Origin of the sequence: Neptunicella marina, assembly GCF_014270035.1 — a bacterium.
Lineage (GTDB): Bacteria > Pseudomonadota > Gammaproteobacteria > Enterobacterales > Alteromonadaceae > Neptunicella > Neptunicella marina.
In genome coordinates this window covers 173885-189481 of the sequence record NZ_JACNEP010000003.1, presented here as the reverse complement: position 1 = coordinate 189481, position 15597 = coordinate 173885, and the positions used below count along the sequence as shown (strand labels likewise).

The 15597-nt window shown below is 43.5% G+C and carries 16 protein-coding genes; 9 read left to right on the top strand and 7 right to left on the bottom strand.

The features are described 5' to 3' along the window. Positions 1–90: 90 nt before the first annotated feature. Positions 91–837: a pyruvate dehydrogenase complex transcriptional repressor PdhR gene (gene pdhR / locus H8B19_RS05490; protein ID WP_186505792.1), complete on the bottom strand. Its 747-nt coding sequence runs from the start codon at positions 835–837 to the stop codon at positions 91–93. 245 nt (positions 838–1082) lie between these two features. Further along, complete coding sequence (gene ampE, locus H8B19_RS05485) at positions 1083–1907, bottom strand: beta-lactamase regulator AmpE (protein ID WP_186505791.1); 825 nt, start codon at positions 1905–1907, stop codon at positions 1083–1085. Between the two features lie 193 nt (positions 1908–2100). On the opposite strand from ampE, the gene H8B19_RS05480 reads away from it, so the two are divergent. The 8 genes from H8B19_RS05480 (at position 2101) to yacG (ending at position 8086) form a co-directional block, all read left to right on the top strand. Then, positions 2101–2619 carry a retropepsin-like aspartic protease family protein gene (locus H8B19_RS05480; RefSeq protein ID WP_186505790.1) on the top strand — a complete coding sequence of 173 codons (519 nt, stop codon included), beginning with the start codon at positions 2101–2103 and terminating at the stop codon, positions 2617–2619. A 6-nt stretch (positions 2620–2625) separates the two neighbouring features. Next, positions 2626–3468 carry a carboxylating nicotinate-nucleotide diphosphorylase gene (nadC, locus tag H8B19_RS05475; RefSeq protein ID WP_186505789.1) on the top strand — a complete coding sequence of 281 codons (843 nt, stop codon included), beginning with the start codon at positions 2626–2628 and terminating at the stop codon, positions 3466–3468. A gap of 231 nt (positions 3469–3699) precedes the next feature. Beyond that, positions 3700–4110, top strand: a complete 411-nt coding sequence (locus tag H8B19_RS05470) for a pilin (protein WP_186505788.1) — start codon at positions 3700–3702, stop codon at positions 4108–4110. A gap of 86 nt (positions 4111–4196) precedes the next feature. Further along, positions 4197–5417 carry a type II secretion system F family protein gene (locus H8B19_RS05465; protein ID WP_186505787.1) on the top strand — a complete coding sequence of 407 codons (1221 nt, stop codon included), beginning with the start codon at positions 4197–4199 and terminating at the stop codon, positions 5415–5417. 64 nt (positions 5418–5481) lie between these two features. Next, the gene (locus H8B19_RS05460; protein ID WP_186505786.1) at positions 5482–6363 is read left to right on the top strand and encodes a prepilin peptidase; all 882 of its coding nucleotides are present in this window, start codon (positions 5482–5484) and stop codon (positions 6361–6363) included. Continuing rightward, positions 6360–6974: a dephospho-CoA kinase gene (gene coaE / locus H8B19_RS05455; protein WP_186505785.1), complete on the top strand. Its 615-nt coding sequence runs from the start codon at positions 6360–6362 to the stop codon at positions 6972–6974. The genes H8B19_RS05460 and coaE overlap by 4 nt, the downstream gene beginning before the upstream one ends. 64 nt (positions 6975–7038) lie before the next feature. Beyond that, positions 7039–7791 (top strand): cell division protein ZapD, encoded by a 753-nt coding sequence (gene zapD, locus H8B19_RS05450; RefSeq protein ID WP_186505784.1) that lies wholly within the window; start codon positions 7039–7041, stop codon positions 7789–7791. Between the two features lie 61 nt (positions 7792–7852). After that, on the top strand, positions 7853–8086 hold the full coding sequence (yacG, locus tag H8B19_RS05445) for a DNA gyrase inhibitor YacG (RefSeq protein ID WP_186505783.1): 234 nt from the start codon (positions 7853–7855) through the stop codon (positions 8084–8086). A gap of 28 nt (positions 8087–8114) precedes the next feature. Here yacG and H8B19_RS05440 read toward each other — a convergent pair whose 3' ends face one another. Further along, a complete protein-coding gene (locus H8B19_RS05440; protein ID WP_186505782.1) occupies positions 8115–9485 on the bottom strand; it encodes an aminotransferase-like domain-containing protein in 1371 nt (456 codons plus the stop codon). A gap of 105 nt (positions 9486–9590) precedes the next feature. Between H8B19_RS05440 and H8B19_RS05435 the strand changes: the two genes are divergently transcribed. Next, positions 9591–10187 carry a LysE family translocator gene (locus tag H8B19_RS05435; protein ID WP_186505781.1) on the top strand — a complete coding sequence of 199 codons (597 nt, stop codon included), beginning with the start codon at positions 9591–9593 and terminating at the stop codon, positions 10185–10187. Here the strand turns inward: H8B19_RS05435 and mutT are convergent. The 4 genes from mutT to lpxC all read right to left on the bottom strand — a co-directional run bounded on the left by mutT (position 10184) and on the right by lpxC (position 15547). Beyond that, a complete protein-coding gene (gene mutT / locus H8B19_RS05430; protein WP_186505921.1) occupies positions 10184–10576 on the bottom strand; it encodes an 8-oxo-dGTP diphosphatase MutT in 393 nt (130 codons plus the stop codon). The genes H8B19_RS05435 and mutT overlap by 4 nt on opposite strands. A gap of 60 nt (positions 10577–10636) precedes the next feature. Then, positions 10637–13336 (bottom strand): preprotein translocase subunit SecA, encoded by a 2700-nt coding sequence (gene secA, locus H8B19_RS05425; RefSeq protein ID WP_186505780.1) that lies wholly within the window; start codon positions 13334–13336, stop codon positions 10637–10639. Between the two features lie 161 nt (positions 13337–13497). Continuing rightward, positions 13498–14415: a M23 family metallopeptidase gene (locus tag H8B19_RS05420; protein WP_186505779.1), complete on the bottom strand. Its 918-nt coding sequence runs from the start codon at positions 14413–14415 to the stop codon at positions 13498–13500. A gap of 217 nt (positions 14416–14632) precedes the next feature. Continuing rightward, positions 14633–15547: a UDP-3-O-acyl-N-acetylglucosamine deacetylase gene (gene lpxC, locus H8B19_RS05415; RefSeq protein WP_186505778.1), complete on the bottom strand. Its 915-nt coding sequence runs from the start codon at positions 15545–15547 to the stop codon at positions 14633–14635. Between the last annotated feature and the right edge of the window lie 50 nt (positions 15548–15597).

Here is a 15597-nt window from a genome sequence, read left to right as displayed (position 1 = left end):
CTAAAGATAGCTGATCTTTATTCGATTCTCCGTTGCAGCGACGTCTTAATCACCTTACTGCTTCATTCAGCGAGTAGCTAAAGGCAGCGTTTATATTTCGATTCTTCGTAACGTTCGCTGCATTTGCGAACTTTGACGATTAATATTAAGCAATGTTTCTTCAATGAAAGCTAAGTGCTCATTGCTGGCGTGTCTTGCCCCTTCCGGATCACCCGACACTATCGCCTGCAAAATCTTATGCCGTTGAACGCGAAGTTTATCCCCACAATCGCTATGCTCAGCCAGCACTTTCAAGTTGCGCGCAATGTTGTCCTGTAACATTGGTTGCATGGCGCTGACAATATGAAGCAGCACCGCATTATGTGAAGCCTGAGCCATTGCCAGATAAAACTTCACCAGGCTTTGGGCTTGAACTTCGATATTGTCATCCCAGCTTTTTTTCACTAGCTGGTAGGCAAATTCAATTTTATCCAAATCGTCTTTCTGCGCGCGTAACGCTGCATAGTAGGCAGCAATGCCCTCTAATGCATGACGAAACTCGAGCAAATCATATTGTGATTCAGGATTAGCACTGAGTAATGCCATTAACGGCTGGTTAGCAATAGGATCGGCATTGTCTTTTACGTAAGTGCCGCCACCTTGTTTACGATACAGCAAGCCTTTCGCTTCCAGTTTTTGAATGGCTTCCCGCAATGAAGGCCTCGAAACATCAAACTGCACAGCTAGTTCGCGTTCCGAAGGCAATTTCTGACCGGCCACCATGCTGCCACTGAGAAGCATTTCTTCCAGTTTTTGCACAATAACATCACTCAGCTTTTGCGGTTTTATACGCTGCATAACCTAACTTTTCGTTAAATGGTAATACCAATTTACCTATTAGATTAACCTATCTGTCATATTACTGACAATGGATTCAACCTAATTTAGGCGTAATCTGTTGTTTCCAGTGTAAACAATGCGTTAAAACCTTATTAAAAATAAGACTCTCAGGCTGGTATGACCTCACACAGCATTTGTCTGGATTTTGTTCAACCATTTGCTCCGGGTTCAGGGCCGGAGCAAATGCTTCATTGTCAGAAGGTCTAATTAATAAACCCTGTAAGAGTTAAAACTGAAATAACAACAAGAATAAAAAGTAAATTTCGTTTAGCTAATTTAAGTAACATATAAGGTTCATGGGCTAAATCGTTGTGATCTATCGGTGTTTCTTCGGCCGCTTTACCCACATCACTTAGTATTTTTAATGCACTGGGTTTCCACTCTGCTAAATACGCAATCCATACGGGGAACGCCTTGCTAAAGTGTCCCATAAATACAAAACCGAGGGTGGTAATTCGAACAGGAACCCAGTCGAGAATTTTTACCCAGTCATGCAATTTATTGCTGTGAGGCAAATCATTGCTCTCTGAATAACGTAATAAATTACGGCTGACCACATACAATACGGCACCTGCTGCACCGAAAAACGCAAACCAGATCATAACCGCCACATAAAAACGATAATTAATCCATACCAGCGTCTGCCCCAGGCTCATCGCCCTTTCAGGATCATGACCTAATTGCTCGGCACAGATTTCACACGCTTCAGTATCGCCACGGTTGGCAGCCTGAAGATAATGTTTATAACAGGCACGCAAATCGGGACATCCAATACATACCATCAGCACTGCTGCACTGATAATCCCTTGCAACAATTGATTGTGCACCAGCAGCATCAAAAGCTGCACAATAATGGCTGGCGCTGCTGCCAGGCCGATAATTTGCCACAAAGGCAAGGCTTGTTTGAGGTTGAATTGACTATCGGCAAAATGCACATAACGGCTTACATAAAAATCAATGCACCAGAGTCGACCTTTTACAACCACTCGTTCCAGAGCCAAAATCAACAATAAACACAGCAAATTCATTCGCTTATCCTATGCGTTATCTTCAACCAGTATAATACGGGATAACCCGAATAATAACACAGGCTGTTTTATCTTAATCCAGACTAAGTGGCGGTCAGCAACAAGTCAATTAAAGCTCAGATCAATCCCTGTATATGCCAAATCTGCCTGTTTTTAGGTATTATTGTCCGATGCTAAGAAACAAGGTAAAGCAATGACCGCAGATAACAGTACCCGCTATGGAAAATGGATGTTTGTATTCGCCTGGCTGGCAGCACTGTTTTTATTAAGTATCTGGTTTGATGATTTACTTGGTGAACAGGAAAACCCGAATCAATCGCCACAATCCATTTCCAGTAATAATCAGATAATGGTCATACTGCAGCAAAATCGTCATGGTCACTATGTCGCCAGTGGTCAGATAAACGGCCAGCCAGTTACTTTTTTACTTGATACCGGCGCGACTCAGGTTTCGATCCCCGCGCATTTGCAACAGCAGTTAGGGCTGCAAGCCGGTTATCCAGGTCAGGTGAGTACGGCCAACGGTATGATCCAAGTGTATAGTACCAGGATTGATACACTGCAATTAGGTGACATTACCTTGCATGATGTCAGTGCCCACTTAAACCCGGCAATTGGTGGAGAGCAAATACTGCTCGGCATGAGTGCTCTTAAGAAACTTGATTTTAAACAACAAAATGGCTCACTGATATTGAGTCAAAACCAGAGATAGAATTTTATGCTTCAACAGGATATCCAGCGCGCAGTTGCCTGTGCCCTGCTGGAAGATTTTGGCTCAGATAATTTTGAAAAAGCAGACATTACCGCGAATTTAATCCCGGCAGGGCAGCAATCTGTTGCGACTATTATTAGCCGTGAGCCTTGCATAATGGCCGGAAAAGCCTGGGTAGAAGAGGTATTTTTGCAACTTCATAACAGGGTTAAATTGCAGTGGCATGTTAGCGATGGCGACACCATAGAGCCTAATCAAACACTGGTAACCCTGCGTGGACCAAGTCGCGATATTTTAAGCGGAGAGCGCACTGCGCTTAATTTTTTACAAACTCTGTGCGCTACGGCGACCGAAACGGCCAAATATGTGCAGGCCTTAGCCGGCACCCAGACTAAAATTCTGGATACACGTAAAACCTTACCGGGCTTGCGCACCGCACAAAAATACGCTGTAACATGTGGTGGAGGCCAAAATCATCGTATTGGTTTGTACGATGCATTTTTAATTAAAGAAAATCACATTGCCGCGTGTGGTTCTATCGCGGCCGCGGTTAGTGCCGCCAGAACTTTAGAATCTGGCAAACCGGTTGAGGTTGAAGTGGAATCACTGGAAGAGCTGCAACAAGCACTGGATAGTGCTGCAGATATCATTATGCTGGATAATTTTTCATTGCAAGATATCTATAAGGCAGTGGAAATCAATCGGCATAGAGCCAAACTGGAAGTATCCGGAAATGTTGAGCTTAATCGTTTGGCTGAGCTGGCCCAAACCGGCGTGGATTTTATTTCTTCCGGGGCGCTAACCAAACATATTAAAGCAATTGATCTGTCACTTAGAATGCAAAGTTAAAACAAACAAGCACCTTTTAACTCTTTGTATTAACTAATTTTTCCTGACTTAAACGCGCCTGTTTGGCGCGTTTTTACACTTAAGTATCTTTCTGCATACTTGTCGCTAAAGCAATCAGATCTATACTGAAAATGTCCAAACAAGATGTGCCCACACAACTTCTTTGTGAAACGCCAGACCAAGATATTTTGCAAACAGTTTGCACCAGAGTGTGTAACAGGAGAGACAGAAATGAAAACGACTCAACTAACCAACAACAAGGGTTTTACCCTAATCGAATTAATGATTGTAGTAGCTATTATCGGTATTTTGGCCGCCATCGCGTTGCCAGCTTATCAGGGCTACACACAAAAGGCTAAATTTACTGAAGTCACCAATGCCACCGCTGCAGCTAAATCTGCAGTTGAAGTATGTGCTCAGGTAAACAATGGCTTAACCGACTGTGACGGCGGAAGCAACGGAATTCCGGCAGATGTTGCTGTATCAACCACTGAAGTAGGGTTAACCACTCTTGATGGTAAAATTACCACAGAAGGTAAAACAGGTTCTGACCTGGCATCAAAAACATACACGCTGACCCCAACCTATGCAGGTGGAAAAGTAACTTGGGACGCAGCTTGTAGTGACACTACACTTTGTTAATCCAGTGCTAGCATGTTGATTTAAAAGCCCAGTCTCCGCTGGGCTTTTTTATCTCAAAAAAGTCATAGTTTAATTTGAGGTGATCCATGGCCACATCGAGCAAATCACTAATTGTTTTTGCCTGGGATGGGGTTAACCGCAATGGTCAGTCTATCAAGGGTGAGATTTCCGCCACCAATATCAGCGAAGCAAAAAATCTGCTTCGGCGCCAGGGCATTTCTGCTACTAAAGTAAAAAAATTCAGCAAACCTTTATTTGGGCGGGGTGCAGAAAAAATTAATGCGGCCGACATCTGTATGATTAGCCGCCAAATTGCCACTATGCTCGCCGCAGGTGTCTCTCTTATCCAAACCATTGATATGATTGCACAGGGGCACTCAAAAGCCTCAATGCGCAAAATGCTGGGAGAAATCGCCGGTGAAGTGAAGTCAGGTAATCCGCTTTCATCTGCATTACGTAAACACCCGTTATATTTTGACGATTTATACTGTGATTTGGTTGAAACAGGTGAGCAATCGGGAGCCCTGGAAACCATTTACGATCGTATCGCTACTTACAAAGAAAAATCTGAAGCACTCAAATCCAAAATTAAAAAAGCCATGTTTTATCCGATAGCCGTACTGGTTGTAGCATTTATTGTTACCACCATATTGCTGTTATTTGTGGTCCCACAGTTCGAGGAAATATTTTCCAGTTTTGGGGCTGAATTGCCGGTCTTCACCCAAATGGTCATCGGTATGTCACGCTTTTTGCAGGATTATGGTGTTTTTATAGCTGCGGGGATTGGGGCTGCTGGATTTTTATTCCTTCGTCAGTATAAAAGCTCTAAAAAGCTGCGTGATAGTCTGGATGCAAAACTGCTTAAAATGCCCATCATTGGTGAAATATTAAAAAAAGCCGCTATTGCACGTTTTACCCGCACTCTGGCCACCACATTTGCGGCGGGGGTTCCGCTTATTAGTGCATTGCAGTCTGCCGCTGGCGCATCAGGTAATGCGGTATTCCGCGATGCGATTTTGTTTATCAGAAAAGAAGTGGCCGGTGGAACCCAGATGAATACGGCGATGCGCGCCACCGCAGTATTTCCGGATATGGTAGTGCAAATGATCGCCATCGGTGAGGAGTCTGGCGCAGTCGAAGATATGCTGAGTAAAATTGCCACCATTTATGAAAGAGAAGTCGATGATATGGTGGACGGACTAACCGCATTACTGGAACCTTTAATAATGGCTGTTTTAGGTGTTGTTATTGGTGGTCTGATTGTGGCAATGTACCTGCCAATTTTTGAAATGGGCAATGTAGTATAACTACTAACTGATCCCCATCTCGTGTTGTAATAACCGATTAAATAATAATAAGCTGGATTTTGCTATGCCCGCCATTGTGCAATTATTTGCAGATAATCTACCGTTTTTTTATGGGTTTATCTTTGTTTTAGGATTGCTAATAGGCAGTTTCTTAAACGTGGTTATTCATCGATTGCCAATTATGCTGGAGCGCAGCTGGAAATCGGAATACTTGTCCTACTTTACTCCCGATGAGCAACAACAAGAACAACCAACTGAAGCCTATAATTTAGTCGTGCCACGTTCACGTTGCCCATCCTGCCATACTGAAATAACAGCGCTGCAAAATATCCCTCTCGTTAGCTGGATATTCTTAAAAGGCCGTTGCGCTAATTGCAAAACTAAAATCTCGGCACGTTACCCTCTTATTGAGTTGATTACTGGTATTTTATCAGTCTGGATTGCAGTGCATTTTGGCTTTACCTATCAATGTTTACTGGCATTAATTTTTACCTGGTCGATGGTGGTCTTAACCGCTATAGATATCGATAAAATGCTATTACCGGACCAAATCGTATTGCCCTTAATGTGGCTGGGATTACTGGCAAGTATTAACACTATGTTTGTTTCAACCTCAGACGCATTAATCGGTGCAGCGGCGGGATATCTCAGTCTATGGTCGGTTTACTGGGCATTTAAACTGCTAACCGGTAAAGATGGTATGGGATACGGTGACTTTAAATTATTAGCCGCCATTGGTGCTTTTGTTGGATGGCAACTGTTACCTGTCGTTATTCTAATGTCCTCTTTAGTGGGAGCGGTTTGCGGCATTATTCTTCTAAAGAGCCAGGGCAAGCAAAATTCTCAACCTATTCCATTTGGCCCTTACCTCGCAATAGCCGGCTGGATTACGCTAATGTATGGCAATCAAATTGTTGAGTGGTATTGGAGCTATCTGCTGACATGAGTCAATTTATCGTGGGGCTGACAGGCGGTATTGGCAGTGGAAAAAGTACCGTGGGAAAAATGTTTGAGCAAAAAGGAATTGAAGTCATTGATGCAGACCAGATCGCGAGAATTGTAGTAGAACCTGGCACTCAAGCTTTGCTGCAAATTAAACAACACTTTGGTGAGCAAGTCTTAAATGAAGATGGCAGCTTAAATCGAGCACAACTCAGAAGCATTATTTTTGCCAATTCCGAAGAAAAACATTGGCTGAATCAGTTATTACATCCAATAATTCGTCAAAAAATGATTGATGCCTGTACCCACGCCCGTTCTGCCTATGTGATTCTGATGGTTCCTCTGTTAATAGAAAATAATCTCATTCCTCTTGTACATAAATTGCTGGTAGTTGATGTCGCACCTGAGATACAAATTCAGCGCACCATATTGCGGGATAATGTAGACGAGACTCAGGTTAAAAATATTATCGCGAGTCAGGCCAGCAGAGAGCTGAGACTACAACTTGCCGACGATATCATACTTAATCATGGTGATAGTACTGAGTTGAATGAACAAATAAACGCCCTACACCAACACTACCTGCAGCAGGCAAAAATCCACGCAAAGGCTTGAAATTAGATTACTTTTACGATGTAGTGCACTAATTGCTAACCTTAACCAAATAATAAAAGCCACTATGCCGACTGCCGTGTTTGAATTCCCGCTCAATGAGAAAGTACGTACTTACTTGCGCCTTGAGCAGTTATTTAAACAGCTTTGCCAATGGAAGGAACTAAACCATGACTGGCAATATATTGGTTATCTGGAATCCTTCTTTACGCTGGTAGACTTACTGGAACGCATAGACATTCGCACCGATATTTTAAAGGATATTGATGCGCATGAACGCAATCTGGTGCACTGGTCACAACATCCTCAAATCGATAACGATGCATTGCAAACAACCTTACGACGCATAGTGAAATTGCGCGATCAGTTAAAATCTGCGCGCAAACTGGGTAGTGGATTAAAAGATGACAAATTTCTCGCAGCTATCAGGCAGCGTTTTGCCATTCCCGGTGCTAATTGCAGTTTTGACTTACCCAGTTTGCATTATTGGCTGAATCAACCTCAACAAATAATTCATGCAGACATAAAACGCTGGATGGATGAGTTCTCTCTGGTCAATCAGGCGATTGATATCACCTTGTCATTTTTGCGTGAACGTGGACGTTTAGCCACGACAGTTGCAGAAAAAGGCTTTTATCAGGATGTTGCCGACAGCCGTTGTGAGTTAATCCGAATTGAATGCGATGTTGCACAGGGTTATTACCCGGTATTAAGCGGTAATAAACATCGTTATGCTATCCGTTTTATGCGCTTTAACCCAGACCAGGATGGTGTGTTGACGGAAGAAAACAGCGTTACCTTTAAACAAGCCTGCTGCTGACCTCCGCTTCTGTATTTGATACAATTGGCTTTTCTTTTTTAAGCATAATACGAAGGCATCTATGCAAGTAAATTGTCCACAATGTGACGCTGAAGTTGAATGGGGAGAGCAAAGCCCGTATCGCCCGTTTTGCAGTAAACGCTGTCAGTTAATCGATCTGGGCGAGTGGGCAAACGAAGAAAAAACCATTCCCTGTGGTAAAAATCAGGATGCCGAAACAGCAGTCAACGCGATAGACATAGAAGATATTGAAGCCATGCTGGCGGACGAGCAACAATCGTTTTTTAACAACTAATCACCAAATATTTCCAGTTTACACAATGCTAAAACATCATGCTCGGCAGGTGATTGCGATACAAAGTATCAGCAATACATTTAAGACCGCGTTGCAATTCTTCATCTGAAACATTGCCCAGACAAAGGCGTAAAGAAGGCACACTTTGATTATTAGCATGGAAAAAAGACCCGGCAATCACATCCACTCCTTTTTGTTGCAATGTCAATAAAAGATCCGCTGAAGACACGTTAGTCGGGTGTTTAAGCCAAATATGTAAATTAACTGGATCAGCTTCCAGCTTTAATTTACCTAATATCGATTTTGCCGTGTTAATACGCTGACTATTACGCTGCTTTCTTATTTGTTCGATTTGTTCCACGACACCAGTATCAATCAAACGCTCAAGCAGTGCGGTCAGTAACGGACTGACCATCCAGTTTTGCACCTGAATCACTTTAAGTAATTCATCGCGCCAAAGCTCAGGCGCAATCACCATTCCAACCCGTAACCCCAGCAATATACACTTGGAAAAACCGGAAATATAAAATGTTTGCTCAGGCAACATGGATTGTAATGAGGGCGGTGTTTGTTGATGAAGATATAAATCATCTTCAATTAGAATAATCTGATGGCGCTTCGCAATCGCAACCAGCTTCTTACGATGTGCCATATCCATGGTGCGCCCGGTAGGGTTATGTGCGGTCGGCATAACAAACAATATCCTGGCGGTGTTTTGCTGACACAACTGCTCAAAATGCGCTAAATCAAGGCCTTGCTCGTCCATCTTGACTGGACGCAAATTAATCCCCAACAGACTGGCTGCCGATTTAATACCTGGATAAGTACACTCCTGCACCATCAGATTATCACCCTGATTTAACAACAACATGAGACAAGACAGGATACCTTGCTGTGCACCGCTGACTAATAACAAATGATTGATACTGACATCGACACCACGTTGCGCCACCCAACTGGAAATAGCATCAAGATGAGATTCAATACCATTGGTTGCTGTATGGTTGCTCCAATGAGGCGCCAGTGAAGATTGTGCAAGCTCTCGCAAATGGGGGTTAATTAAATGGTCAAAATCCAGTGGCATAGGTGCATTGATGGTGAAATTGCAGCCCTGTAATTGGCCAGTTAACATGGTACTTGGTGCGGTTTTCAACCTAATTTGTGAACGAACAAAGGTACCTCTGCCCTGACGCTTTTCGATTAGTCCTTGTTTCTCAGCAACATCAAAAGCTTTGTTGATGGTGCCAGGCGTAACATCAAGAGCTTGTGCCAAAACTCTTACAGTGGGCAAGCGTTGTCCAGTTTGTAAAATCTGATTAGCAATATCCATCGCTAAACAATCCACTACTTGCTGGTATAAATGCACAGATTTAGAGCGAGACAGGTCAGCATTCCACATAAATAGTCCTCGGGCTCAGACAAATTGATTGGGTATCAATTTATCATTTTGAGTTTAATTGATTGCATAGTTGAATATATCAATCAACTCAGGGGAAATACACCAATGGATAACCACAATCTGGTTTTACTTTTATTGTTTGCCGCAACCATGACATTTACTCCGGGTCCGGCTAATTTAATTTTGTTGGGTACCAGCTTACAGCTGGGCGTTAAACGCACCTTGCCTATGATAATGGGCGTGTGTAGCGGTTTTATACTGGTGGCCGCAGCCGTCACTTTAGGATTAGGTGCACTCATTCAGTCGCAACCAGCCTTGCTGATAGCGATAAAAATATCAGGCACCTGTTATTTACTTTATCTGGCCTGGAAGCTGTTTAAACAACGTTATATACCCGTTCAGGGAAAAAGCAGCGAGCGCCCCGGGTTCATCAGTGGCTTGGTTGTTCATCCGGTTAACCCTAAAGCCTGGCTGATGTTAAGTTCTGCCTATTCACAGTTTGTAATACCAGGTGACACACTGGCAACCCAGTCTGTGACACTGGTAATGGTTTTTACCTTATGTGGCATGTTGGCCAATACCAGTTGGGCAATAGGTGGTGGGTTATTGCAACAAAGTCTGAAAAATCCAATTCGTCACTACTGGGTATTTTGTGCCCTTAGCAGCAGTTTATTAATTATTACTCTGATGATGTGGTTTTAAGCTAAGGCCTCCAGTACTTTTTGCAAAATGGCCTTATTGGCTTCCGGAAAATCAAAATTAGACAAATCATTTAGCTTAACCCATTGACCTTGCTGTCCTTCCCTGCCATAGGGTTCGCCTCCAAATCGAGTGACCAGGAGGGTTTCGAGGCGAACTTTTTTATCTCCATAATCATGTTCAACCACCAACAAAGGTTCAGTGCTCTGAACATCAATACCGACTTCTTCCGTCAGCTCACGGCAAAGCGCCTGATGCACAGTCTCGCCCTGTTCTTTTTTACCACCAGGAAACTCCCATTTACCGCCCTGGTGCAATTGCTGTGCACGGCGAGTGATATAAATCTGTCCGTCACGATGAATAACACCAACAGCTACTTCCACAGTTTTAATCATAATTCCCCTGCTTAATGTCGATAAAAAAAACCGGCATTTGCCGGCTTTTTCATATTGTTAACTAAGCTTGCCGTGGCATTGCTTATATTTCTTACCCGAGCCACAAGGACAGGGATCATTACGTCCAACTTTGGCACCTTCACGCATCACCGGACGACCCGCGTTTTGCGCTTCACCTGCGGCGGGTTCGTGTTCATAATGTTTTGGTGTTTCATCGGCACGACGACGTTGTTCTTCGACCGCTTCAACGTCTGACTCTGCTCTGACCTGAACTTTACTCAGGATGTTAACCACGTCGACTTTTAGGTTCTCTAACATTTCAGAAAACAGCTGGAACGACTCACGCTTGTATTCCTGCTTAGGGTTCTTTTGCGCATAACCACGTAAGTGAATTCCCTGACGCAGATGGTCCATAGCCGCAAGGTGCTCTTTCCAGTGCGAATCAAGGCTTTGCAACATCACGGCTTTTTCAAACTGGCGCAGAACCGGTGCGCTTACCTGAGCTTCTTTTTCCTGATAAGCTTTTTCCACTTCAGCCAAAATACGTTCAATTAGCACTTCTTCATAAAGTTTACTGTCTTCGTCCAGCCATTTCTGAACTGGCAAATCCAGTTGGAAATCTACCTTGATACGCTCTTCCAGACCTGGTACATCCCACATTTCTTCCAGTGATTGCGGAGGAATGTACTGAGAGATAACGTCAGTGACTACATCTTTACGGATGACATTAATGGTTTCGCTGATATCACCTTCATCCAGTAACTCATTACGTTGTTCGTAAATCACTTTACGCTGATCGTTAGCAACATCATCAAACTCAAGCAACTGCTTACGAATATCGAAGTTACGCCCCTCAACTTTGCGTTGTGCGTTTTCTACTGCACGGTTTAACCAAGGATGCTCGATAGCTTCACCGCGCTCCATGCCAAGGCGTTTCATCATGGCCCCCATACGGTCTGATGCGAAAATACGCATCAGTGGATCTTGAAGAGACAGGTAAAAACGTGAAGAACCCGGATCACCCTGACGACCGGCACGACCACGCAACTGGTTATCGATACGACGTGACTCGTGACGCTCGGTACCAATGATGTGCAAACCACCGGCTTCTACCACCGCATCATGGCGTACTTTCCAGTCGGCTTTAATCTTGTCAATTTGTTCCTGAGTTGGATTTTCAAGTTTTTCAACTTCTGCCTGCCAGTTACCACCCAATACGATATCGGTACCACGGCCCGCCATGTTAGTCGCGATGGTGACAGCGCCCGGCTGACCCGCTTGCGCCACAATATCGGCTTCCTGTGCGTGGAATTTGGCGTTTAACACTTTATGCGTGATTTTCTTTTTCTTTAAGAAGCGTGATAACAGCTCTGAGTTTTCGATAGAAATGGTACCTACTAATACAGGTACTTTCTTCTCAATGCATTTGTGAATATCTTCTACAATGGCTTCGAACTTTTCTTCTGCGGTCAGATAAATCAAGTCATCTTTATCATCACGGATCATTGGTTTGTTGGTTGGAATAACCACCGTTAACAAACCATAAATATGATTAAACTCAAACGCCTCTGTATCAGCCGTCCCCGTCATACCGGCTAACTTATCGTAAATACGGAAGTAATTCTGGAAAGTAATAGAAGCCAGTGTCTGGTTTTCGTTCTGAATTTTTACACCTTCTTTGGCTTCAACCGCCTGATGTAAACCTTCCGACCAGCGACGACCTTCCATCGTACGGCCCGTATGTTCATCAACGATAACAATTTCATCATCTTTAACGATGTAATCCACATCACGCTGAAACAGATGGTGGGCTCGCAATGCCGCATTCACGTGGTGCAACAGGCTAATATTATTCGCTGCAAACAAAGATTCTTCTGCCGCGAGTACGCCTTTTTGTTGTAATACTTCTTCTATGTGCACCTGACCGTGTTCAGTCAGGTGAATCTGTTTGCCCTTCTCATCAATGGTGAAATCACCATCTCCCATTTGTCCTTCTTCGTCTTCTTTTTCCTGACGAACCAATTCGGGGATAATAGCGTTAATTTGACGATACAGTTCTGATGAGTCTTCTGCCGCACCAGATATAATCAAAGGTGTACGCGCTTCATCAATCAGAATAGAGTCAACTTCATCGACAACGGCATAGTTTAAAGGACGTTGTACTCTGTCTTCCGGAGCAAAGGCCATATTGTCGCGCAGATAATCGAAACCAAATTCATTATTGGTACCGTAGGTGATGTCCGCTGCATACGCCTGTTTTTTCTCTTCATGCGACATGCCTGGAACATTACAACCAACAGTGAGTCCTAAAAATTCAAATAAAGGACGCAGGCTGTCAGCATCACGACGCGCCAGGTAATCATTCACGGTAATAACGTGAACACCTTTGCCACTTAAACCGTTTAGATAAGTTGGCAGAGTAGCGGTAAGGGTTTTACCTTCACCGGTACGCATCTCAGCAATTTTGCCCTGATGCAACACCATACCGCCGACCATTTGCACATCAAAGTGGCGCATAGCAAAGACACGCTTTGACGCTTCACGCACAGTAGCAAATGCCTGTACCATGATATCGTCAAGGGATTTACCCTGTTCGATCTCGGCTTTAAATTCTGCAGTTTTGTTTTTAAGTTGCTCATCACTCAATGCTTCAAATTCTGGTTCTAACGCATTGATTTGCTCAACCACTTTATTCAGCTTTTTAAGAGTTCGATCATTACTGCTGCCGAAAATTTTGGTAAATAAATTTAAGAACATGGATATGTACCGCTTCCAATCAGATTAATTTTCTTTATAACTTTGCGCGGCGGTTTGGCCTGACTCACAAAATTGATTACGTAGCTGTTTGACAGCCATTTATAAAAACAGCAGTCGGCCAAACTGACCGACTGCTGCTACCATCAGGTATAAAAACCTAACTAATGACGATTGCGTCTGGAAACATACGCGAGAGGATCTAACTGTCGCCCGTTCCTTAATACTTCATAATGCACATGTGCACCGGTTGCCCTGCCGGTTTTCCCCATTAGCCCCAACACCTGACCTTTGGTTACCACATCACCGACTTTAACTTTAATTGCTTTGTTATGACCATAGCGGGTTGATAAACCATCACCATGATCAACTTCTACCAGATTGCCATAGCCATAACGTTCGCCCGCCCAGGTTACAACACCTGCACCTGTGGCAATAACATCAGAGCCTTCTTTACCGGCAAAATCCAGACCTTTGTGCATTGCAGGTAAACCATTAAAGGGGTCTTTGCGAATGCCGTAAAATGACGATAACCATCCCGATTTAATCGGTCGGCCTGCAAGATAACTCTGGTCATTAACATGGTGACTTAACATGATAGATTCAAGCGCTTCCAACTGACGCGACTTGTCTTTTATTTCACCCAGCATATTATCAATGCCCGCCATCAGCTCCGCACTGTCTTTAACGATATAATTGGGCGCAGCCTGAGAAGGACCACCTATGGCTGGCTGCTCATTAAATGCAAATTCCTCAACCGAAAGATGAGAACTTTCAGCCAGACGTTCACTTAATGCGTCAAGCCGACGAAGCTGGCCCTGCATATCCCCCAGTTTCATCACCATTCCGGTAAGTTGTTCCTGAGTTTGCAACTTTAACTGTTCCACGTCCTGCTGTTGTTGCTTTAAACCTGACTGCGATTGCAGTACGCGTGTTATATCGTCAGTATCAGAGGGAGCGGTGGTTCGGCCAATCCAAAAAGTTAGCCCCATTGCAATAGCACAAACCCCCAACATTTGGTGTTTGTTTAAACTAAACGCAAATCGAACATTGCTGCCCTTGTATAAGATTTTAAAACTCATGCAAATCCAATGACTGTAAAGCACTAACTCAGCGAGTTGATTCTAAACTGACAACCTGTGAAACACAAAATTTTTGCACCCGCAGTAAACTAATATGGTTCAAGATTAAGCAAGTTAAACACCAACATATAATATTAGACGTGTAATTGGTTAAAAATAATGAAAATTTAAAGGTTAATAAAATAAAAATGCCGCTAAAGCGGCATTTTCAAATCGTCTAACGGCTGGCCATAATTGGCACTGCAAAATTAATTGGCGGTTTCTCATGCTCATATGACACAAATTCCCAACATGATTCTTGTGCCAACATCGCCCGAAGCAACTTATTATTAAGTCCGTGACCCGATTTATAAGCACGAAACTCACCAATAATACTGTGACCACATAAATACAAATCACCAACTGCATCGAGGATTTTATGCTTCAGGAATTCATCGTCGTAACGCAAACCTTCCTGATTCAATACACGGTATTCATCCAGTGCCACAGCATTTTCCATGCTGCCGCCTAAGGCTAAATTATGCGCATGCATATATTCTAAATCGCGCATAAAACCAAAAGTACGGGCACGACTGACCTGATCAACATAAGATTCAGTATCAAAATCCATCACCATATGCTGACGTGTCTGGCTGATAACAGGATGTTCAAAGTCGATACGAAAATCGACTTTGAAACCATCATAAGGAACAAACTCGGCCCATTTGTCACCGTCTTCTACGCGAATAGATTTAGTGACACGAATAAATTTTTTCGCAACGGCTTGTTCTTCAATTCCCGCAGATTGCAGCAGGAAAATAAAAGGACTGGCACTGCCATCCATAATTGGCAGTTCATTGGCATTCACTTCAACAATAATATTGTCGATGCCAAGCCCCGCAAGCGCAGAAGATAAATGTTCTACTGTCGAAATACTGACGCCCTCAGCATTAGTCAGACAGGTACACAACATGGTATCGCCCACCAGCTCAGCGTTTGCAGAAATATCCGCATAAGGTTCAAGGTCGGTGCGCCTGAATACAATTCCTGTATTGGCAGGCGCAGGCCGGAGAGTCATAGTGACCTTGTCGCCTTTGTGCAAACCGATTCCTGTTGCTTGAACAGATTGTTTGATTGTACGTTGTTTTATCATTCAGCTCTTTGCTTAAAATTTAATCAATTTCGAAAAAAGGGTCCGAATTT

Excerpts from the sequence above, each read along its gene's own strand:
- ampE (WP_186505791.1), bottom strand. The coding sequence starts at position 1,907 with ATGAATTTGCTGTGTTTATTGTTGATTTTGGCTCTGGAACGAGTGGTT.
- H8B19_RS05480 (WP_186505790.1), top strand. The coding sequence starts at position 2,101 with ATGACCGCAGATAACAGTACCCGCTATGGAAAATGGATGTTTGTATTC.
- H8B19_RS05470 (WP_186505788.1), top strand. The coding sequence starts at position 3,700 with ATGAAAACGACTCAACTAACCAACAACAAGGGTTTTACCCTAATCGAA.
- lpxC (WP_186505778.1), bottom strand. The coding sequence starts at position 15,547 with ATGATAAAACAACGTACAATCAAACAATCTGTTCAAGCAACAGGAATC.
- H8B19_RS05460 (WP_186505786.1), top strand. The coding sequence starts at position 5,482 with ATGCCCGCCATTGTGCAATTATTTGCAGATAATCTACCGTTTTTTTAT.
- H8B19_RS05440 (WP_186505782.1), bottom strand. The coding sequence starts at position 9,485 with ATGTGGAATGCTGACCTGTCTCGCTCTAAATCTGTGCATTTATACCAG.
- coaE (WP_186505785.1), top strand. The coding sequence starts at position 6,360 with ATGAGTCAATTTATCGTGGGGCTGACAGGCGGTATTGGCAGTGGAAAA.
- zapD (WP_186505784.1), top strand. The coding sequence starts at position 7,039 with ATGCCGACTGCCGTGTTTGAATTCCCGCTCAATGAGAAAGTACGTACT.
- pdhR (WP_186505792.1), bottom strand. The coding sequence starts at position 837 with ATGCAGCGTATAAAACCGCAAAAGCTGAGTGATGTTATTGTGCAAAAA.
- H8B19_RS05435 (WP_186505781.1), top strand. The coding sequence starts at position 9,591 with ATGGATAACCACAATCTGGTTTTACTTTTATTGTTTGCCGCAACCATG.
- secA (WP_186505780.1), bottom strand. The coding sequence starts at position 13,336 with ATGTTCTTAAATTTATTTACCAAAATTTTCGGCAGCAGTAATGATCGA.
- H8B19_RS05465 (WP_186505787.1), top strand. The coding sequence starts at position 4,197 with ATGGCCACATCGAGCAAATCACTAATTGTTTTTGCCTGGGATGGGGTT.
- yacG (WP_186505783.1), top strand. The coding sequence starts at position 7,853 with ATGCAAGTAAATTGTCCACAATGTGACGCTGAAGTTGAATGGGGAGAG.
- nadC (WP_186505789.1), top strand. The coding sequence starts at position 2,626 with ATGCTTCAACAGGATATCCAGCGCGCAGTTGCCTGTGCCCTGCTGGAA.
- H8B19_RS05420 (WP_186505779.1), bottom strand. The coding sequence starts at position 14,415 with ATGAGTTTTAAAATCTTATACAAGGGCAGCAATGTTCGATTTGCGTTT.